The following is a 16572-nucleotide window of genomic DNA, read 5'->3' on the forward strand; positions in this document are numbered from 1 at the left end:
CTTCTCCTTAAATTTTGCCTACAAGGTCAAGGCTTGGCTTAAGTGTTGCTGAGCCTTCTTTCCATTTTGCCGGGCAAACTTCACCTGGATTGTTGCGAACATATTGTGCTGCTTTAATTTTGTTAATTAGTGTGCTTGCGTCACGGCCAATCCCATCTGCATTAATTTCAACAGCTTGGATAACACCATCTGGATCGATGATGAAAGTACCGCGATCTGCTTGTCCTAGTTCTTCAACTAATACGTCAAAGTTACGGGAAATAACATGTGCTGGGTCACCGATCATTGTATAAGTAATTTTGCCGATTGCTTCAGATGAATCGTGCCATGCTTTATGTGTAAAATGAGAATCTCTAGAAACAGAGAATACTTCAACTCCAAGTTCTTGAAGTGCTGGGTATTGTTCTTGAAGGTCTTCAAGCTCTGTTGGACAAACAAATGTAAAGTCTGCTGGATAAAAACAAACAACACTCCACTGACCTTTGAAATCTGCCTCTGAAACCTCTAAAAATTCTCCATTTCTATATGCGTGTGCGTTAAATGGTTTAACCTCTGATCCGATAAGTGACATAGTAAAAATTCCTCCTAAAGTGTTTTTAATAGTATAGATAGTTGTTCATAGGGTACTGAGAAAAGTTATCTATCTATAACAATTTCTTGTTTATATTAATTATTATATAGGCTTAATTATTAATGTCAACATAAATGCAATAATTATTTTAATTAAATAGTAATTTTACAACCTATGTACTCGTTTAATCTAATCTCTTCTACTAAAAGGCAAGAGAAAAGTAATTGTAAAATACAATATATCATTCTCATTTAGCCAAGTATTTGTGTTTTCACCATCTGTTTTAGTTAAATCAGGGGAATGGCAATCTGCAAAAATATAGATTAATCTTTCCGTGATCCAGTTATTTAATCCACCACCAGTGCCTGTCAATGCTTAGTTTTTTCCTAAATGGACCAATGAATAGGACATTCTCTTTTAGTAATAAATCTTTGGGGAATATAATACAGTCTTTTAGAGATGGGTAAATGGATGACGTTTCCATTACTCTTCAGTATAATTCAACTATAGAAGAATGTTTAGGACGGTGAAAGAGCTTGAAAAAGATAACCGTTGAAAAATTGGCCCGCGAGTTTTCCTTGAAAGTAATAGCTGGTCAAAGCCAGCTTCAAAAAAAAATAACACAGTCGCGTGTGCACCGCCCGGGATTGGAATTTGTAGGCCATTTTGATTTTTTTCCAACAGAACGAGTTCAGATTCTAGGAAAAAAGGAAATTACTTATCTGCATAAATTAAGTAAAGAAGAACGTAAAGTCCGAATAGGAAACATTGTTCATTATCACCCTCCATGCTTTATTGTAACTGCTGGTGACGATGATCTTACTTATTTAACTCACCATTGTGTAGAACAGGGTATTCCTTTGTTAGTGGCAAAAAGATCTGAGGCCACTTCAGAGTTTATTCCTAGATTAGATGCGTATTTATTAAAGGAATTAGCTCCAGAAATTGCCGTACATGGAGTTTGTATGAATGTGTCTGGCATTGGAATCTTACTTCGCGGGAACTCGGGGGTAGGGAAAAGTGAAACGGCACACACATTAATTCGGCGTGGACACCGTCTTGTTGCTGATGACATCGTTGTCCTAAAGAAGCTCAGTCAACAAACAATCTTGGGTACTCATGATGAGAAAACCAAGGAATTTTTGGCGCTTCGAAGTATTGGCTTGCTGAATGTAGTTCGATTGTACGGACGCAAGGCTTTTCAAGATGAAACACGAATAGCCCTTGATATCCATTTGACGAGATGGGAAAAAGATGCCCTGTATAATGAATTGGATCAGAAGTTTCATTATACAGACTACATGGGGGTTAAAATTCCATCTATTGAAATTCAGCTGCAGCCTGGAAGAGATGTGGCTGGGTTAATTGAAGCAGCGGCAAATAATTGGTATTTGAAGCAGCAAGGCTACAGTGCAGCGGAAGAGTTCATGCGCAGAGTGAGTGAGGATAGCTCCGAATAATAATGAGCATGATCATGTGCTGATTTATTGCGAATGGGCCTCTTTAATATAGAAAAAAGCCGCACGTCGATTGTCATATCGGTGCGGCTTATCGTGCTGGTTTTATCAGGGGCTGGAAATGTAGATGACGCTTATAAAAATGAAGTACAGTGGATGTTCTCAAGCCACTGTGCTTTTTTAAATTTAACCTTTGCTATGGGGAAGGCAAAAAATGAGAATGTACATAAAACGTTGATGCGGAGGATGGTTACTTACCTAAAAGGCCGGTCGAGATTAATTATCTAAAGGTTGCCTTTTATATAAAAAAGAGTGGGGATCAGGCCCCCACTTTTAGCATAACCAGCATGTAAACGGAAGAGAGGATGGTTATGACAGCAATCATTATTTTTAAATGATGAATCGGTACTTTATTTGCGAGGCGAGCACCAGTGAGTATGCCGATAATTGTCCCAAGTAAACTAGCAGCAATTAATGGGGTGGTGGTTTCCATATTGGCATGGGCAAAGTAGCCGAATATAGATGGGATAGCAATGACTACGGAATTTAATAGACTTACCCCAACTGCCACCCGAATATTGACTCCAAGGCTAACTAGCAATGGTACTAATAAGATCGGACCGCCTGCACCTGTTAGTGCGCAAATTACCGCTGTTAGAAATCCAAGCAGAATAACAATAAATGAATGATTTAATAGAATGGATTGCTTTGTAATCGTATTTTCATTGTTTTTCTTAAATAGAATAGATAATCCAGCTAGCAGAATAAATAGATAGAGAAGAAGCTCTGCAAGGAAATCTGAGATTAACACATTGATTTGCACACCTAGAAGCGCTCCTGGAAGGCTTCCGATGCTCAGGAATAAGGCAAGTTTTAAATCCATGTTTTTGGATTTCCAATAGGAATAGGCACCAATTATGCCCGAAACAGCAAAGGATAAGAAGCTTAGTGCAAGAGAATCATGCAAAGGCATCCCTAAAAAACCTACATAAATTAAAGGGAGCAGAAATCCGGAAATTCCGGTCATTCCTAATAAAACACCAATAATTAAATTGGAACATATGACAATGCTAAAAAGAAATAAATTTGTGAACATGTATAAGACCTCAATTATTATTTACCATCAACTATACAATCCATTATATCATTGCTGTTAACAGATTCGATGAGGTTGTTTAACAAATGATGCGTAGGCTGAATATGAGGCTGATCGATGTTAATTAAGATCATGTCTGCCTTTTTGCCAACTTCCAGTGTTACTATGTGCAACTAGAAAATTTCGATCTAGGACACCTATCGAATCAAGATACTCAAATGGACGCATTTTAAAATGTTCTAAGCAATAACTGATAAGAGAAAACTATTAAACTAAAGCCCAAGAGCGATTGGCATCTCCTATTCGCTCCTCTTCATATATCTAGTAAAGAAATCGGCGCATGCGCCGATTTCTTGAAATTCACCTTGAAAACTGGCAGGTGATTATTTTAATGTAACTGTAAGCTTATATGGAGATGTGCTTGCTTTTCCGAAAGCTTCACTAACTTCGATATAATATTTGCCTTTTTCTAATTCTACGTTTGCTAATTCTTGGTCATTTGCTCCATATTGGTCAAAGCCCTTAATCAATTTGCCTTTTGAGTTAAAGATTTTCAATACTCCATCAAGTGAACTTTCCATATTAAGAACCATTGAGACTCTAGATTTCTTGTTTAAGTCTAGGACGAAATGATCGATATCGCCAAATGGAACACCGGCATTCATATATCCTTGGCCTTCAAATTTAGTATTGTTAATTTTTTTCAATTTTAATGGCTTTTCGGGAATATGATTTGTCACTTTTCCATCCTCATCAATTAATTGATCTTTTAAGCCAACTAACTTAACTTGATAAGGTTTAAGGTTTAAGGAAGAGAACATGGATTCGATAACGATGAAATAACCATTCCCTTTTTTGGCTTTAAAGGATGCTTCAATGTCCCCGGGAGAAAGATTAAATATACTTGCTCCAAAAGGAACGGCTGCTTTAATCTCATTATTATCAATTTTTTTGTTTCCGTCTGTATCTTCAATTAGTAAACCCGAGAATATATGCTCATTTAGCAGGTCTTTAGGCAATTTATTTAATTCTTGAGCAGATAATTTTTTCTCTAAAATTTTTAAATCAATAATTTGATCTTTACCTGTATGTTTATAATAATAAAAATCTGTATCCCCTTCATAAATGAAGTAGTTATCATAAACTTTTCCCTGCTGAATGGCGACTGCATTTTCGATGCTGTTATTGTCTAAATCCTTTTCAGGGGAGTTCGTTACCTTCTTAATTGATAGTTTATAAGGATCAGCAGAAATACTACCTGTAATATTTTCTAGTTCAATGAAATACTGTGTATCTTTTTTTAAGGCAACATATGGAGATGGAGTGCCTGCCATTCCTAATAAGTCAAGAAGGCCTCCTCCACTTGACATACCTTGATAAGGTATTAGCATTTTTGATTCAGAATCATACTCATAAATTGTCGTATTTATTTGTTGACCAGATCCATTTTGTGCAAATAGACTATAAATGGAATCTTCAGAAGGGTTAATGGAATAATAGTCCTTATCCCCGGAAATTTGGAAAAATCCTTTTTGCTCTTTTTCTGTTAGTGGAATTGCATTTTTACGAATAGCCTCAGTTTGTATTTCAGAAAAGAAATCATCCTCTTCGCTCAATAGCTCATCGATCTTGTTTGCCTGATCAGCAGTATCTTGTTCCTCCATATTTAATGGTAGACCATCTTCATCCTGAGGAAGCTGAACTTGTTCAATTTCTAAATTATAAGGGTAAGCATTATAGTCAAAAGAAATTTCTTCTTCTGTTCCTTCTATACCCAATCCCTCACCTAAAAGAGAGCCCATATCAAAATCAAAGTCTAGCATATTCTCATTTGATACTGATAATAAGTACTTAACTCCAGGCTCAGCTTGGAATGAAAGATGTTTTTCATTTCCTATCCCGTTATCTTCGGCATTTGCGAGTAAAATGGGCTCTGTTTCTTCAGCGTTAAGCATAGAAACAAAAAGGGAAGAATTTACACCAGGTATGCCATCTAATGATGTTGATAATATGGTTGGTTCAGTAACTTCGAAAGCAAAGTAATCATAATCAGGCATATTGTCTGTGTTATAAAGTGTTAATGGTTCATTTTTTTCCTGCTTAGAAGAGTAAGGGAATGCTCTTACTGCGATAGGATTTTCGATTGAATTAGAATTTGGTATTAATTGGGCGAATTTCTCCGCCTTAAAGGTATATGTTGATTTACCTGATTTACTATAATTTCCGTTCCCATCAGTAACACCGATGACTAAAGTACCTTCATTCTCTGCACTAAATATGTATGCTTCTTGCTCACCTGCTTTGGCCCTATTCACTTTTATTGGCTCGACAGTTTTTGCCTCAGAGCCTTTAGGATAAAAATAAAGATCCATTTTGTAGTCATAATTTTTAGCGGCATCTAATACGGTTTGAACATGCTGCCCGTTTTTAACAGGGATTTTATAATAATGTGATTCCTCTTGTGCAGTTAATTTTCCTTTTTCAATATTTTCACCTTGCTCTTTCAGAGGCTTTGCTGCATTAATTTGTTCATTGCCTTTCAGCTTTTTATACTTAGGAAGCTTTTTTATATCAAATTGTAAAGCTGCAACAGGGTTGATTAATCCGTTTGCAAATATAGGATCATACCCATTTTCACCTAAATCAGTTGCCGTATTTTCAATAATATATTCAATTTCATATGGTGTTAAATTCGGATATTTCGATTTTAATAGTGAAACAGTACCAGCTATGACAGGAGAAGCCATTGATGTTCCAGTTAATTCCATGAAGGTATTGGGCTTACTGTCTGTATAAGCAGAACTATAAATATCTTCACCAGGAGCAACAATATCTACACTAGGGCCATAGTTAGATGACTCAGACAGCTGTTTCTTACTATTAATATTTCCTACACTAATTACACCTGGATAAGCTGCAGGATAGGAATACTCATCAGTATATTCATTTCCAGCTGCTGCCACAACCGTAATACCAGCATCAATTGCTTTTTGGACAGCATCAGCAGTAATTGGTGAACTAGAAGGACCACCAAGGCTCATATTAATGACATCTACTTTTTTCTCGATCGCATGCAAAATGCCTTGGGCAATTATGTAATCATTTGCAAATGGTTGTCCACCAAAAACATCAATTGGCAAGATTTTTGCATTCGGATTCACTCCGTGTCCACCAATGCCATTATTAGCTGTTGCTGCAATGATTCCAGCTACATGTGTACCGTGAAGATCAGGAATGCTTGATTTCGCTGGTGCTGCTGCATTATAAGGTGTTACAACTTGTGCTGATAAATCAGGGTGTCGATAGTTAACACCAGCATCAATGACAGCAACCGTTACTTGATGCTTTCCAGCATATTTTAAAGCCTTATCAATATTTAATATTTGCAAATGATACATTTTATTTTTTTTTGGATCAACTTCACCAAATTTTTTATATTTGACACTCGGGGTAATGGATGTAATTTCTGCTTGCTTCTTATAAGTTTTTAAGACATCGCTTAATTTACGTTTTTTCGGAACATAGACAACATCATAGCCAAGTGCAGGAAACGAATTAATAACTTGAGTTCCTGCTTTTTTATGAATGTTTCTTGGGATAGACTTGTTATATTTAATGATTAATGTGTCTACATCAAGGGTTTCATTACTTTTTTTGTTATTTTTATATGATTCGAGTTTTAGCTCTGCTTCAGATTTAGCTAAGTTTTTTACGATGGCATCTTTGCTCGCTGCAATACTGTTGTAATCCAGATTATTTTCAGCAGCGTTAGCTATCGATGGGACAACTAGTATAGCAGATGCAGCAACGGCTAATGATTTTTTCCAAATGTTTCTCACGAGTGTTCCTCCTTCAGTTATGTAAAATTAACATTTGATTTGATTAAATGGTTTTTTAGAATGTTGAAGATAATAAGAATAATGATGGTTTTATCTAGATTCATTTGAACTGCTTTATTAGAAAACTATTTTTATTATATTTAGTTGTTTATTGCTGAATTTCACCAGCCTTCTCTTTATCCTGCATACGAATGCCTTTTCAAAATTTTAAGATGCACTTTTCATTCCATTATTCTTTCTCTCCAGCGTGATACACTATTAATAATGCTTGCAATTAATAGAGCTTTATTTAAAAACCACTTATTCACGAACATGATGTAATACGTGTAAAACTACTTAGTAGTTTCATAAAATAACAAGAATTACTATTAAATGGAAAATAAAAGTATTTTCTTAATATTTCAATTTGGAATGGTTACTAGTTATATCATTTATATATTCATCTCTTAATATTCCTGTTTTTCACAAATGGAAAGGCTGCCCACCTTTTTACCAAATTTAAATAGTTTATTATTATCAGAAATTAGTAGATATTTTAATCTATTAATAATTATAATAGACTATGAGGTAGTTAAATAATTAATACAGAGAAGGTGTGTTCCTAAGTGGCTCCCAAATTAGTTGCCACCTATGCAGCAATGCCTACGTTTTTTGGCGAATATAGCGGATAAGGAAGGTTATTATGAGCAGCGTACAGAACAAAACAGACGTTATCTTAATTGGTGCCGGAATTATGAGCGCAACTTTAGGATCTTTACTGAAAGAGTTAGCACCGGAATGGGAAATTAAAGTGTTTGAAAAACTTGCAAATGCAGGGGAAGAAAGCTCGAATGAATGGAATAACGCGGGGACAGGTCATGCAGCACTGTGCGAGCTTAACTATACATCCGAAAAGCCAGACGGATCGATAGATATTAGCAAAGCGATAAAGGTGAATGAACAGTTTCAGCTTTCAAGACAGTATTGGGCTTATCTTGTTAACAACAATCTGATTCGTAATCCGCAAGACTTTATCAGGGCAATCCCTCATATGAGTTTAGTTCAAGGGGAAGAAAATGTAGCATATTTGAAAAAAAGGTTGGAAGCGCTGTCAAAAAATCCTCTGTTTCAAGGAATGGAAATTTCAGATGATCCTGAAAAACTGAAGGATTGGATACCGCTTATTATGGAAGGCCGTCCATCGAATGAACAGATTGCGGCAACAAAAATCGACTCTGGAACGGATGTCAATTTTGGCGCGTTAACACGTATGCTGTTTGACCACTTAATGAGAAATAATGTGGAGATCAACTACAAGCATAGTGTGGAGGATCTTAAACGTACGAACGACGGTTTGTGGGAAGTAAAAGTCCGTGATATCAATGGCGGCAATACCGAAACGCATACAGCTAAATTCGTCTTTATTGGCGGTGGGGGCGGAAGTCTACCTTTACTGCAAAAAACCGGTATACCCGAATCAAAGCATATTGGCGGATTCCCAGTAAGCGGCTTATTTATGGTATGTAACAATCCGGAAGTAATTGAGAAGCATCATGCAAAAGTATACGGGAAAGCAAAAGTTGGTGCTCCTCCAATGTCTGTGCCGCATTTGGACACAAGATTTATCGACAACAAAAAATCATTGCTGTTTGGACCATTTGCCGGCTTTACGCCAAAGTTCCTAAAAACCGGTTCAAATTTAGATTTGATCGGTTCCGTAAAACCGAATAATGTCATCACGATGCTGGCTGCAGGTGTAAAAGAGATGGCACTGACTAAATATCTGATCCAGCAAGTTATGCTATCAAATGAAAAGCGCTTGGAAGAATTACGCGAGTTTATTCCAAATGCGAAGCTTGAGGATTGGGATATTGTTGTTGCAGGCCAGCGTGTGCAGGTCATTAAAGATACAGATGCGGGCAAAGGAACACTTCAATTTGGCACAGAAGTGGTTAGTGCTGCTGACGGCTCGGTAGCAGCATTACTTGGTGCTTCCCCAGGTGCATCTACCGCGGTACACGTGATGCTGGAGGTATTAGAAAGATGCTTCCCAGAGCATATGTTTAAGTGGGAAGCGAAGATAAAAGAAATGATTCCTTCTTATGGTGTGTCACTAACGGAGAACCCGGAGCTTTTCCAAGACATTCATCGATCAACAGCACAGACGCTTGGTTTAAGTGAAGCAAGCGAAAAAGAATTAGTTTATAGTTAATTCATTCTTTGGAATAGAAATATATAATGAGAAAAAAACAATTGTCCCTAGGAGGCTTTATAGGAGCCTTTTAGGGACAATTTAATTTGCCTTTTTTCCTGAACGCTATCGTATTTTTAAACGATGGGTAATTTTTGAGGATTCATTGTTATATAAATTTCATTTATTTTTTCCTTCCGAATATCAAAACTAAGGATGCTTTGAAGTTTGCCATTCATGTATATTATAATGGCTGGCTGGCAGTTAACACTTTTCACTTCAAAATAAAAGTCATCAGGAGCCTTTTTAATGACTCCGTATAATAGGGCTAAAACTTTTGGAACAGATACAATTGGATGAATAGCAGCATGGACCTTCCCTCCGCCATCAGAGTATAGCGTGACATTTTCAGATAATAGATCTAATAAGTCATCCATGTTTTGTGTTTGAAACGCTTGGATAAAGCGGGTAATCATTGACTTGTTCTTTTCGTAGTTTAAGCTTTCCCCTTCTGCAAGAGCGATTTTTTTCTTCGCTCTGCTAAAAACCTTTCTGCAATTTTCTTCCTTCTTTTCAATAATGGCGGAAATTTCAGAATATGTAAGATCAAGTGCCTCTCTTAAAAGGAGGACAGCACGTTCATCAGGTGTTAAATGCTCCATCATTCGCAAATAGGCTATACTCAAACCTTCTTTTTGAATAATCATTTCTGATGGGTCGAAGGCATGTAATTTCTCAAGTAATAATGGTTCGGGATTCCAAGGTCCGACATAGTGTTCTCGTTTGTAACGTGCAGACTTCAATAAGTCAAGACAGAGGTTCGTCATCATTTTACATAGATAGGCTTTTTTATTCTGAATAGTATCGTCCCTTAATTGATAAGCTTTTAGAAAGGTTTCTTGGATAAGGTCCTCTGTTTCAGCTACTGATCCTAACATTCGATAACCTAATGAGAATAACAATGGTCTAAATAGCTGGTACTCTTCCGTCGTAATTTGCACTATTTTTCCTCTCTTCGTTTAAAATAATTTCTTCAGCTGCCTGTTTGCCGCTGCTGACAGCTCCATCTGCTAATATCCAGTGGGGAGAAGCCCAGTCTCCTGCTATATATAATCCCGGAATTTCTGTTTTAGAACGTTGCAGCTTAAGCTCATCTCCTATTTGTGGCAAGCGTTGATTCACCGTAATATCGGGGATAAAGCGTCGGGAAATGACATGTTGCTGCCAATCTGGCTGCAGTCCATCTAAAAATTGTTCAAGCTTGTTTTTAACACGGGGTCCATCAATAATTTCTTCCGGATGATGATATTTAAATACATGAAGAATAGCATTCTTTGTATGGTCAGAGAGGCAGGCGTAAGTTGAATGAACAGAATAATAGAGAGGTTCTGTGATCCCCATTGCAAACAATTTCTTTGGATTAGGAAGCTGTGATAAAGCAACGTCTAATGTCGCCCCTTTTATAGGTGTTATTTGAGCAAAAAAGTCTCTAATCGGAAGGCTCGCTTTTTTCCCTAGCATATGAATAAGTTCGTGTGGACCAGATGTACAAATCACATATTTCCCAAGGATTTCTTCGCCACTCGATAGAACGAATTTAAATGGGTCCTGTTGGCGGTCACGCTCAATTTGTTTAACAAGAGTATGAGGCTGAACATGTACACCGGAGACAATTGCTTTATTGTGTAGCTGGTCTACGATCGTTTGCCAGCCGCCATCTAAATAAAGGACGCCTCCCATTGCGTTTTTTAAGTGCAATGCCATTACTTTTGCGCTCATTCTTTCAGGTGCATGACAATAGGTAGCTAGTCTGCCAAGAGTGAATAGTAAGGACTCAATGGTTTTAGATTGGGTTATTTGATTAACCCATTGCTGGAAAGTTTGCTTGGCTAATTTTTCAGGATCTATACTCATCACTTTCCATAGAACAGTAATCCACTCCATTCGTTCTTTCGAATGTAATAAACGTGTTGTAAATATTCCCAAAGGGGTAAATGGGGCAGCGTATTCAATATTGTTTTCAATTAGGGTGCCGCCTAGATTGGGTGTTTTCCCATTAAGATGAATACCTAAGTCTTCGAGAATGTACCTGGCTTTTCCTTTTTTATAAAGGGCATGCGGGCCAAGATTGAAATACTGTCCATTCATGTTGTTTGTTCTAGCCCTTCCGCCAGCACTTTTTCCTTTTTCTAAAATTAAAATAGATAGATTGGTATTCGTTAAATAATTGGCTGCCACATAGCCTGCTAATCCTCCGCCAACAATGACAATATCCCATATTTGCTTCATAGGATAACCTCCTAATGGATTTTTCATATCTCAAGACGAATAAACCTATAGAGTTGTGACAGCGTTTTAAGGATTTCTTAAAAATAATCAGGCAATTATTTTGTTGACACGATGTACATAACTTCACAAAATTGATATATTTATGTATAATGACATTATCCTAGGTAACAATTTTATAATTAATTTTTTGAAAAATAAGTATCTGAGTTTTCTATATGAAAGGGAGATTATAATGGGACGTTTATCTGGTAAAGTAGCGATTATTACAGGTGCAGCATTAGGGATGGGAGCAGCTGAAGCGAAGCTTTTTGCGAAAGAAGGAGCGAAGGTTGTTGCGACGGATATTAAAGATGATGTGCTGCAGGAAGTAATCAATGAAATCAAAGCAAGCGGCGGGGAAGCGATTGGCTTGAAGCACAATGTTGTTTCAGAGGATGAGTGGAAGAACGTCATTCAGACTGCAGTTGATGCGTATGGAAAAGTAGATATTTTAGTTAATAATGCTGGTATTGCAAGTCCAAAAACGATGGCACAAATGGAAATGGCTGAGTGGAATAAAGTGATGGATATTAACTTGAACGGTTGTGTCCTTGGAATGAAGTATGTAATTCCAGAAATGCAAAAGGCAGGCGGCGGTTCTCTAATTAATATTTCCTCAATCGGAGGAATTGTTGGAATGGCTGGGTCAAGCCCATATACAGCTGCAAAAGGTGCTTTACGAGCATTATCAAAATCAGCTGCTGTAGAATATGGGAAGGATAAAATTAGGGTAAATTCTGTTCACCCTGGTATTATTGAAACACCAATGACAGCCGACTCTTTCAATGATGCACTGCCTTTCTATAAAACATTTACCCAACTTCCTTATTTCGGACAACCAGAGGATGTAGCATACGGTGTATTATTCCTTGCTTCAGATGAATCACGCTTTATGACAGGTGCAGAACTTGTTATTGATGGCGGTTGGACAGCCCTATAATGACACATAAGAAAAATCCTCTCATTCATATGAGAGGATTTTTTAATAAGAAATTAAGATCTATCCTTTATGGGGTTATGATTATAAGGCCCTTTAATGGATAAATTCATTAATTGAAAAGCTATTTCTTTCTCAGATACATGCATCCCTTTTTCTATCCACCAAATGATGACCTCTAAAAAAGCAGATTCTACATATTTAATAATTAATTCTCGATTGGCTGTTAGATTTTGATCATTAGGTTCAATTTGATTAATTCCTTCAGAAATAAACTCATGGATAAACGCTAATAGACCTGAGGTCAAAGATGGGATGCGATTAGTAACGAGTAAAGCTCTGTAAAAGGGATAGTTTTCGCCTATTTGATGAAATAGCTGAACAAAACTAGGATGAGGCTGATCTTCTAGGAAATCAAAATCACCTAGAAATGATACTTGTTTGCTCACCTTTTCATGCAAATCATTTAAAATCTCTTCTATACACTGATTCATTAAATCAGTTTTGTCCTTATAATGAAGATAGAAAGTTGCTCGTTTCACGGTTGCTCGCTCCGAAATATCCGCAACAGTTATTTGTTCGAATTCTTTTTCTTCCATTAACTCAATAAAAGCACGCTTCAATAAACTTTGTGTCCGAACCGCGCGCGGGTCTTTTCTTTGTGTAGGCATGGATACTTTCCTTTACGAAAAAGTTTTATATAAAGTTCTTATTTAGTGTATCATTTGTCTTTATCGATGGAAAGAAGCGGAAACACCTGTTATAGGATTTGCCCAGATAGGGTATATAAAAGAATACAGCTATAAGTGAGAACTAGCCTGTACATGCAGGCGAAGAATGCTGTAGCTTACTAGCGGTAATAATGGGATGTACTTGCATCACTTGCTGCAGAACTGAAATGTAACCTTGTCAAAATGACACCCCGTTCTATTTAGGCTATAATAAATTAGTTCTAATCACCTTTCAAATAGTGGAAAGGGGTTTTTTTATGATTAAATTACATAAAGTTAGTAAAAGTTTTTCACAGTTTCAGGCCATTCGATCGATATCTTTAACAATCAATAAAGGTGAGATTTATGGAATGATTGGAGCAAGTGGAGCGGGGAAATCGACGTTGCTGCGGCTAATGAATTTGCTGGAGACACCTGATGAAGGCGAAGTAGAAGTGAATGGTCAAGATTTGACCAAATTGAACGGCAAACAGCTTCGGCAAGCCCGTCAATCCATAGGGATGATCTTCCAACAGTTCAATCTAGTTGCGAATAAATCAGTTTACGACAATGTGGCTGTTCCCTTAGAGCTAGCAAAGGTGCCGAAACAAGAACGCCGTAACCGAGTAGTGGAGTGCCTTCAATTTGTTGGATTGGAGGCTTTATCGGATAAGTATCCTGCAGAGCTGAGCGGAGGACAAAAGCAGCGAGTTGCCATTGCACGGGCATTAGCGAACCGCCCGCAAGTTTTGCTGTGTGATGAACCTACCTCTTCTCTTGATCCTAATACAACGGCAGAAATATTAGGTGTATTAGAAAATATAAATAAAAGTCTTGGTGTTACAATTGTTATTGTCAGTCATGAGATGGACGTGATCAAAAGTATTTGTACTCGCGTAACTGTCATGGCGGATGGCGAAATCTATGACACGGTATCCATTGAACCAGAGGGAATAAAACAATTAAGTAATCAACCAAACTGGTTTACCGAACAATTAACAAAGGATGGTGAAAAAAACCATGCCTGAGATTTTAGTTCAATATGAAGCCGAAATTTGGAAGGCGATCTTAGAAACGTTTGTAATGGTGGGTGTTTCTATTATTGCAGCCGTCTTAGTAGGGCTTCCAGTGGGGACATTGCTGTTTCTTTGCAGGAAGGGGAAACTGCTTGAGAACCGATTGGTATTTTCTATCTTAAATTTATTAGTAAATACAATCCGCTCTTTTCCTTTTTTATTGTTAGTTGTGTTTTTAATTCCTTTTACAAGATTATTAATAGGAACTGCCATTGGTACAGCAGCTGCTACTGTACCATTATCGATTATCGCGATAGCTCATTATTCACGTTTAGTCGAACAGTCTTTATTGGACGTACCAAAAGGAGTGATGGAAGCGGCCGTTTCTATGGGGGCTTCTGTTAAAGAAATTATGTTTAAATTTCTTTTCGTTGAAGCCCGTTCTGGCCTTGTTCTTGGGTTAACTACATCCATTATTAGCTTTATTTCTTATTCAACGATCATGGGCGTAGTGGGGGGCGGCGGAATAGGAGATTTTGCAATCAGATATGGTTACCAGCAATTTAAAACAGATTTAATGATCTATATGATTGTTATTATGGTAATATTAGTACAGCTTATTCAATTTACTGGTACAACTGTATCTAGAATGATTGATAAAAGATAATAGTAAGGAGAAAGAGGAAATGAAAAAATTAGTATTAATTGTAACCATGTTTCTGCTTATTTTAGCTGGGTGTGGTCAAAGTAATGATGAAACAAAAGAGAAAGACAGTAAAAAGGCAGCATCCGAAAAAGAAGAAGTGACATTAAAAGTAGCTTCATTAATTCCCCCAATGACGGAAATTCTTGAACTTGTTAAACCAAAACTAGCAGAAGAAGGAATTAACCTAGAGATGGTTGTTTTAGGCGATAATGTACAGCCCAATACGGCACTGGCAGCAAAAGAAGTAGATGCCAACTTCTTCCAGCATGTTCCGTATATGGAGGAATTCAATAGAAATAATAATGCAGAGCTAGTTCCAATTGTCCCAATTTATTTTGCTAATTACGGTGTGTATTCAAAGGATTATAAGTCAATGGACGAGCTGCCTGAAGGTTCCGTTATTGCCATTGCAAATGATGTTTCCAATATCGATCGCTCCCTGTCTTTACTGGCTCAGCATGGAGTTATTACGTTAAAAGAAAAATCTGGCCCATATTATACACAAGCTGATATTACTGACAACCCTAAGAATTATAAATTCGAAGAGGTAGATTTGCTGATGCTGGCAAGAATGTATGATGACGCGGATGCTGTAGTTATGACACCTGCATATGCGGCACCGCTTGGATTGACACCAAAAAGTGATGCACTTCTAACAGAAGGAGTAGAAAATAATTTTGCCATTACTCTTGTAGCACGAAAAGACAATGCGGATTCAGAGCCAATTCAAAAGCTTGCTGAAGTAATGACAAGTCCAGAGGTACGTGAATTCTTAGAAAAAAATTATGATGAAACGGCTATTCCAGCGTTTTAATTAGAATATGAAAGAGACCATTCGAGTTGCTGTACAACGAGAATGGTCTCTTTTTATAAGATATAGCCAAATCATTGCTCCGAAGATCTTAAGAATTAAGAATATCTTAAGATTCTATTAAACTTTTCTTATGTTTTAGTTTGTATAGTAAAACGTAGAGAAGTTTTCTTGAGACTTGTTGAGGAGGCTAATGATGTCAGAAAAAAATGTGTTTATTCTCTTAACAAATACGGATTCCGTTTTAACAAAGCTAATTAAGCTATATACCAAAAAGCCATATAATCATTCATCCATCGCTTTTGACTCCGATTTATCAGAGGTATATAGCTTTGGCAGAAAAACAGCGCGGAATCCATTTATCGGGGGATTTGTAAAAGAAGATGTGACTGCAGGTCTATTTAAACAAGCTGATTGTGCCATTTATTCTTTTACCGTAACAGAAGTTCAGTTTCAAAGAATGAATCACTATCTACAAACATTTAAAACACAAAGGCACGTTTATCGATATAATTTCATAGGGTTATTCGGCGTTATTTTTAACAAGCCGATAACAAGAACAAAAGCTTTCTTCTGTTCACAATTTGTAGCATCTATACTAGAGGAATGTGATATCCTTCATTTTGAGAAGCCGCTATCACTAATAACCCCGGCTGACTTACAGGAAGTTTGTACATTTCAATTAGTATATGAAGGAAAGCTTATGGATTACCATAATCAACATAAAACTAAAAAGTTCCGTATTCAATTGCCATTTATTCCTGTTTAATTCATATGCTTTTCCGGAGGAAATTTGAGCAGTTCAATCGCTATCCATATAAAATCTGCAGCCATTATACTTTTTCTTCTATTACTTTAGGAATTTATAACTATCAAATAAATACAGAATAAGCAGGCTTCTCTATAAACTGCAGGTTCATCTAACATGGCA

At 36.9% G+C, this 16572-nt stretch carries 13 protein-coding genes; 7 read left to right on the forward strand and 6 right to left on the reverse strand.

The window, feature by feature from the left end:
* Positions 1–7: 7 nt before the first annotated feature.
* Positions 8–571 carry an alkyl hydroperoxide reductase subunit C gene (gene ahpC / locus ASU02_RS00300; RefSeq protein ID WP_057759718.1) on the reverse strand — a complete coding sequence of 188 codons (564 nt, stop codon included), beginning with the start codon at positions 569–571 and terminating at the stop codon, positions 8–10.
* Positions 572–1107: 536 nt separating this feature from the next.
* On the opposite strand from ahpC, the gene hprK reads away from it, so the two are divergent.
* Complete coding sequence (hprK, locus tag ASU02_RS00310) at positions 1108–2031, forward strand: HPr(Ser) kinase/phosphatase (protein ID WP_057759724.1); 924 nt, start codon at positions 1108–1110, stop codon at positions 2029–2031.
* A gap of 316 nt (positions 2032–2347) precedes the next feature.
* On the opposite strand, the gene ASU02_RS00315 is transcribed toward hprK, so the two are convergent.
* Both ASU02_RS00315 and ASU02_RS00320 read right to left on the reverse strand, forming a co-directional pair.
* Positions 2348–3124 carry a sulfite exporter TauE/SafE family protein gene (locus ASU02_RS00315; RefSeq protein WP_057759727.1) on the reverse strand — a complete coding sequence of 259 codons (777 nt, stop codon included), beginning with the start codon at positions 3122–3124 and terminating at the stop codon, positions 2348–2350.
* 383 nt (positions 3125–3507) lie between these two features.
* A complete protein-coding gene (locus ASU02_RS00320) occupies positions 3508–6963 on the reverse strand; it encodes a S8 family peptidase (protein WP_057759730.1) in 3456 nt (1151 codons plus the stop codon).
* Between the two features lie 682 nt (positions 6964–7645).
* Between ASU02_RS00320 and ASU02_RS00325 the strand changes: the two genes are divergently transcribed.
* Positions 7646–9154, forward strand: coding sequence for a malate:quinone oxidoreductase (locus ASU02_RS00325; protein ID WP_057759733.1), 1509 nt, complete (start codon positions 7646–7648; stop codon positions 9152–9154).
* A gap of 116 nt (positions 9155–9270) precedes the next feature.
* On the opposite strand, the gene ASU02_RS00330 is transcribed toward ASU02_RS00325, so the two are convergent.
* Together ASU02_RS00330 and ASU02_RS00335 are read right to left on the reverse strand one after the other, a co-directional pair.
* Positions 9271–10134, reverse strand: coding sequence for an RNA polymerase sigma-70 factor (locus ASU02_RS00330; RefSeq protein ID WP_057759736.1), 864 nt, complete (start codon positions 10132–10134; stop codon positions 9271–9273).
* Positions 10100–11422 (reverse strand): phytoene desaturase family protein, encoded by a 1323-nt coding sequence (locus ASU02_RS00335; protein ID WP_057759739.1) that lies wholly within the window; start codon positions 11420–11422, stop codon positions 10100–10102. Before ASU02_RS00335 ends, ASU02_RS00330 begins: the two co-directional genes overlap by 35 nt.
* Positions 11423–11654: 232 nt before the next feature.
* On the opposite strand from ASU02_RS00335, the gene ASU02_RS00340 reads away from it, so the two are divergent.
* Positions 11655–12401: an SDR family NAD(P)-dependent oxidoreductase gene (locus tag ASU02_RS00340; RefSeq protein WP_057759742.1), complete on the forward strand. Its 747-nt coding sequence runs from the start codon at positions 11655–11657 to the stop codon at positions 12399–12401.
* 53 nt (positions 12402–12454) lie between these two features.
* Here the strand turns inward: ASU02_RS00340 and ASU02_RS00345 are convergent, their stop codons facing one another.
* Positions 12455–13069, reverse strand: coding sequence for a TetR/AcrR family transcriptional regulator (locus ASU02_RS00345; protein ID WP_057759744.1), 615 nt, complete (start codon positions 13067–13069; stop codon positions 12455–12457).
* A 317-nt stretch (positions 13070–13386) separates the two neighbouring features.
* Between ASU02_RS00345 and ASU02_RS00350 the strand changes: the two genes are divergently transcribed.
* The 4 genes from ASU02_RS00350 to ASU02_RS00365 all read left to right on the forward strand — a co-directional run bounded on the left by ASU02_RS00350 (position 13387) and on the right by ASU02_RS00365 (position 16410).
* On the forward strand, positions 13387–14136 hold the full coding sequence (locus tag ASU02_RS00350) for a methionine ABC transporter ATP-binding protein (protein ID WP_057759747.1): 750 nt from the start codon (positions 13387–13389) through the stop codon (positions 14134–14136).
* Positions 14129–14791, forward strand: coding sequence for a methionine ABC transporter permease (locus ASU02_RS00355; RefSeq protein ID WP_057759749.1), 663 nt, complete (start codon positions 14129–14131; stop codon positions 14789–14791). Before ASU02_RS00350 ends, ASU02_RS00355 begins: the two co-directional genes overlap by 8 nt.
* A 19-nt stretch (positions 14792–14810) precedes the next feature.
* Complete coding sequence (locus tag ASU02_RS00360) at positions 14811–15644, forward strand: MetQ/NlpA family ABC transporter substrate-binding protein (RefSeq protein WP_057759752.1); 834 nt, start codon at positions 14811–14813, stop codon at positions 15642–15644.
* Between the two features lie 193 nt (positions 15645–15837).
* Positions 15838–16410, forward strand: a complete 573-nt coding sequence (locus tag ASU02_RS00365; RefSeq protein WP_057759755.1) for a hypothetical protein — start codon at positions 15838–15840, stop codon at positions 16408–16410.
* The last annotated feature ends 162 nt before the right edge of the window (positions 16411–16572 follow it).

This window comes from Cytobacillus praedii, assembly GCF_001439605.1.
In the GTDB taxonomy this organism is placed as follows: domain Bacteria; phylum Bacillota; class Bacilli; order Bacillales; family Cytobacillaceae; genus Cytobacillus; species Cytobacillus praedii.

What these genes read in the sequence shown, in the direction of transcription:
- ASU02_RS00345 (WP_057759744.1), bottom strand. Translation starts at nt 13,069, where the DNA reads ATGCCTACACAAAGAAAAGACCCGCGCGCGGTTCGGACACAAAGTTTA.
- ASU02_RS00340 (WP_057759742.1), top strand. Translation starts at nt 11,655, where the DNA reads ATGGGACGTTTATCTGGTAAAGTAGCGATTATTACAGGTGCAGCATTA.
- ASU02_RS00325 (WP_057759733.1), top strand. Translation starts at nt 7,646, where the DNA reads ATGAGCAGCGTACAGAACAAAACAGACGTTATCTTAATTGGTGCCGGA.
- ASU02_RS00315 (WP_057759727.1), bottom strand. Translation starts at nt 3,124, where the DNA reads ATGTTCACAAATTTATTTCTTTTTAGCATTGTCATATGTTCCAATTTA.
- ASU02_RS00355 (WP_057759749.1), top strand. Translation starts at nt 14,129, where the DNA reads ATGCCTGAGATTTTAGTTCAATATGAAGCCGAAATTTGGAAGGCGATC.
- ahpC (WP_057759718.1), bottom strand. Translation starts at nt 571, where the DNA reads ATGTCACTTATCGGATCAGAGGTTAAACCATTTAACGCACACGCATAT.
- ASU02_RS00365 (WP_057759755.1), top strand. Translation starts at nt 15,838, where the DNA reads ATGTCAGAAAAAAATGTGTTTATTCTCTTAACAAATACGGATTCCGTT.
- ASU02_RS00350 (WP_057759747.1), top strand. Translation starts at nt 13,387, where the DNA reads ATGATTAAATTACATAAAGTTAGTAAAAGTTTTTCACAGTTTCAGGCC.
- ASU02_RS00335 (WP_057759739.1), bottom strand. Translation starts at nt 11,422, where the DNA reads ATGAAGCAAATATGGGATATTGTCATTGTTGGCGGAGGATTAGCAGGC.
- ASU02_RS00360 (WP_057759752.1), top strand. Translation starts at nt 14,811, where the DNA reads ATGAAAAAATTAGTATTAATTGTAACCATGTTTCTGCTTATTTTAGCT.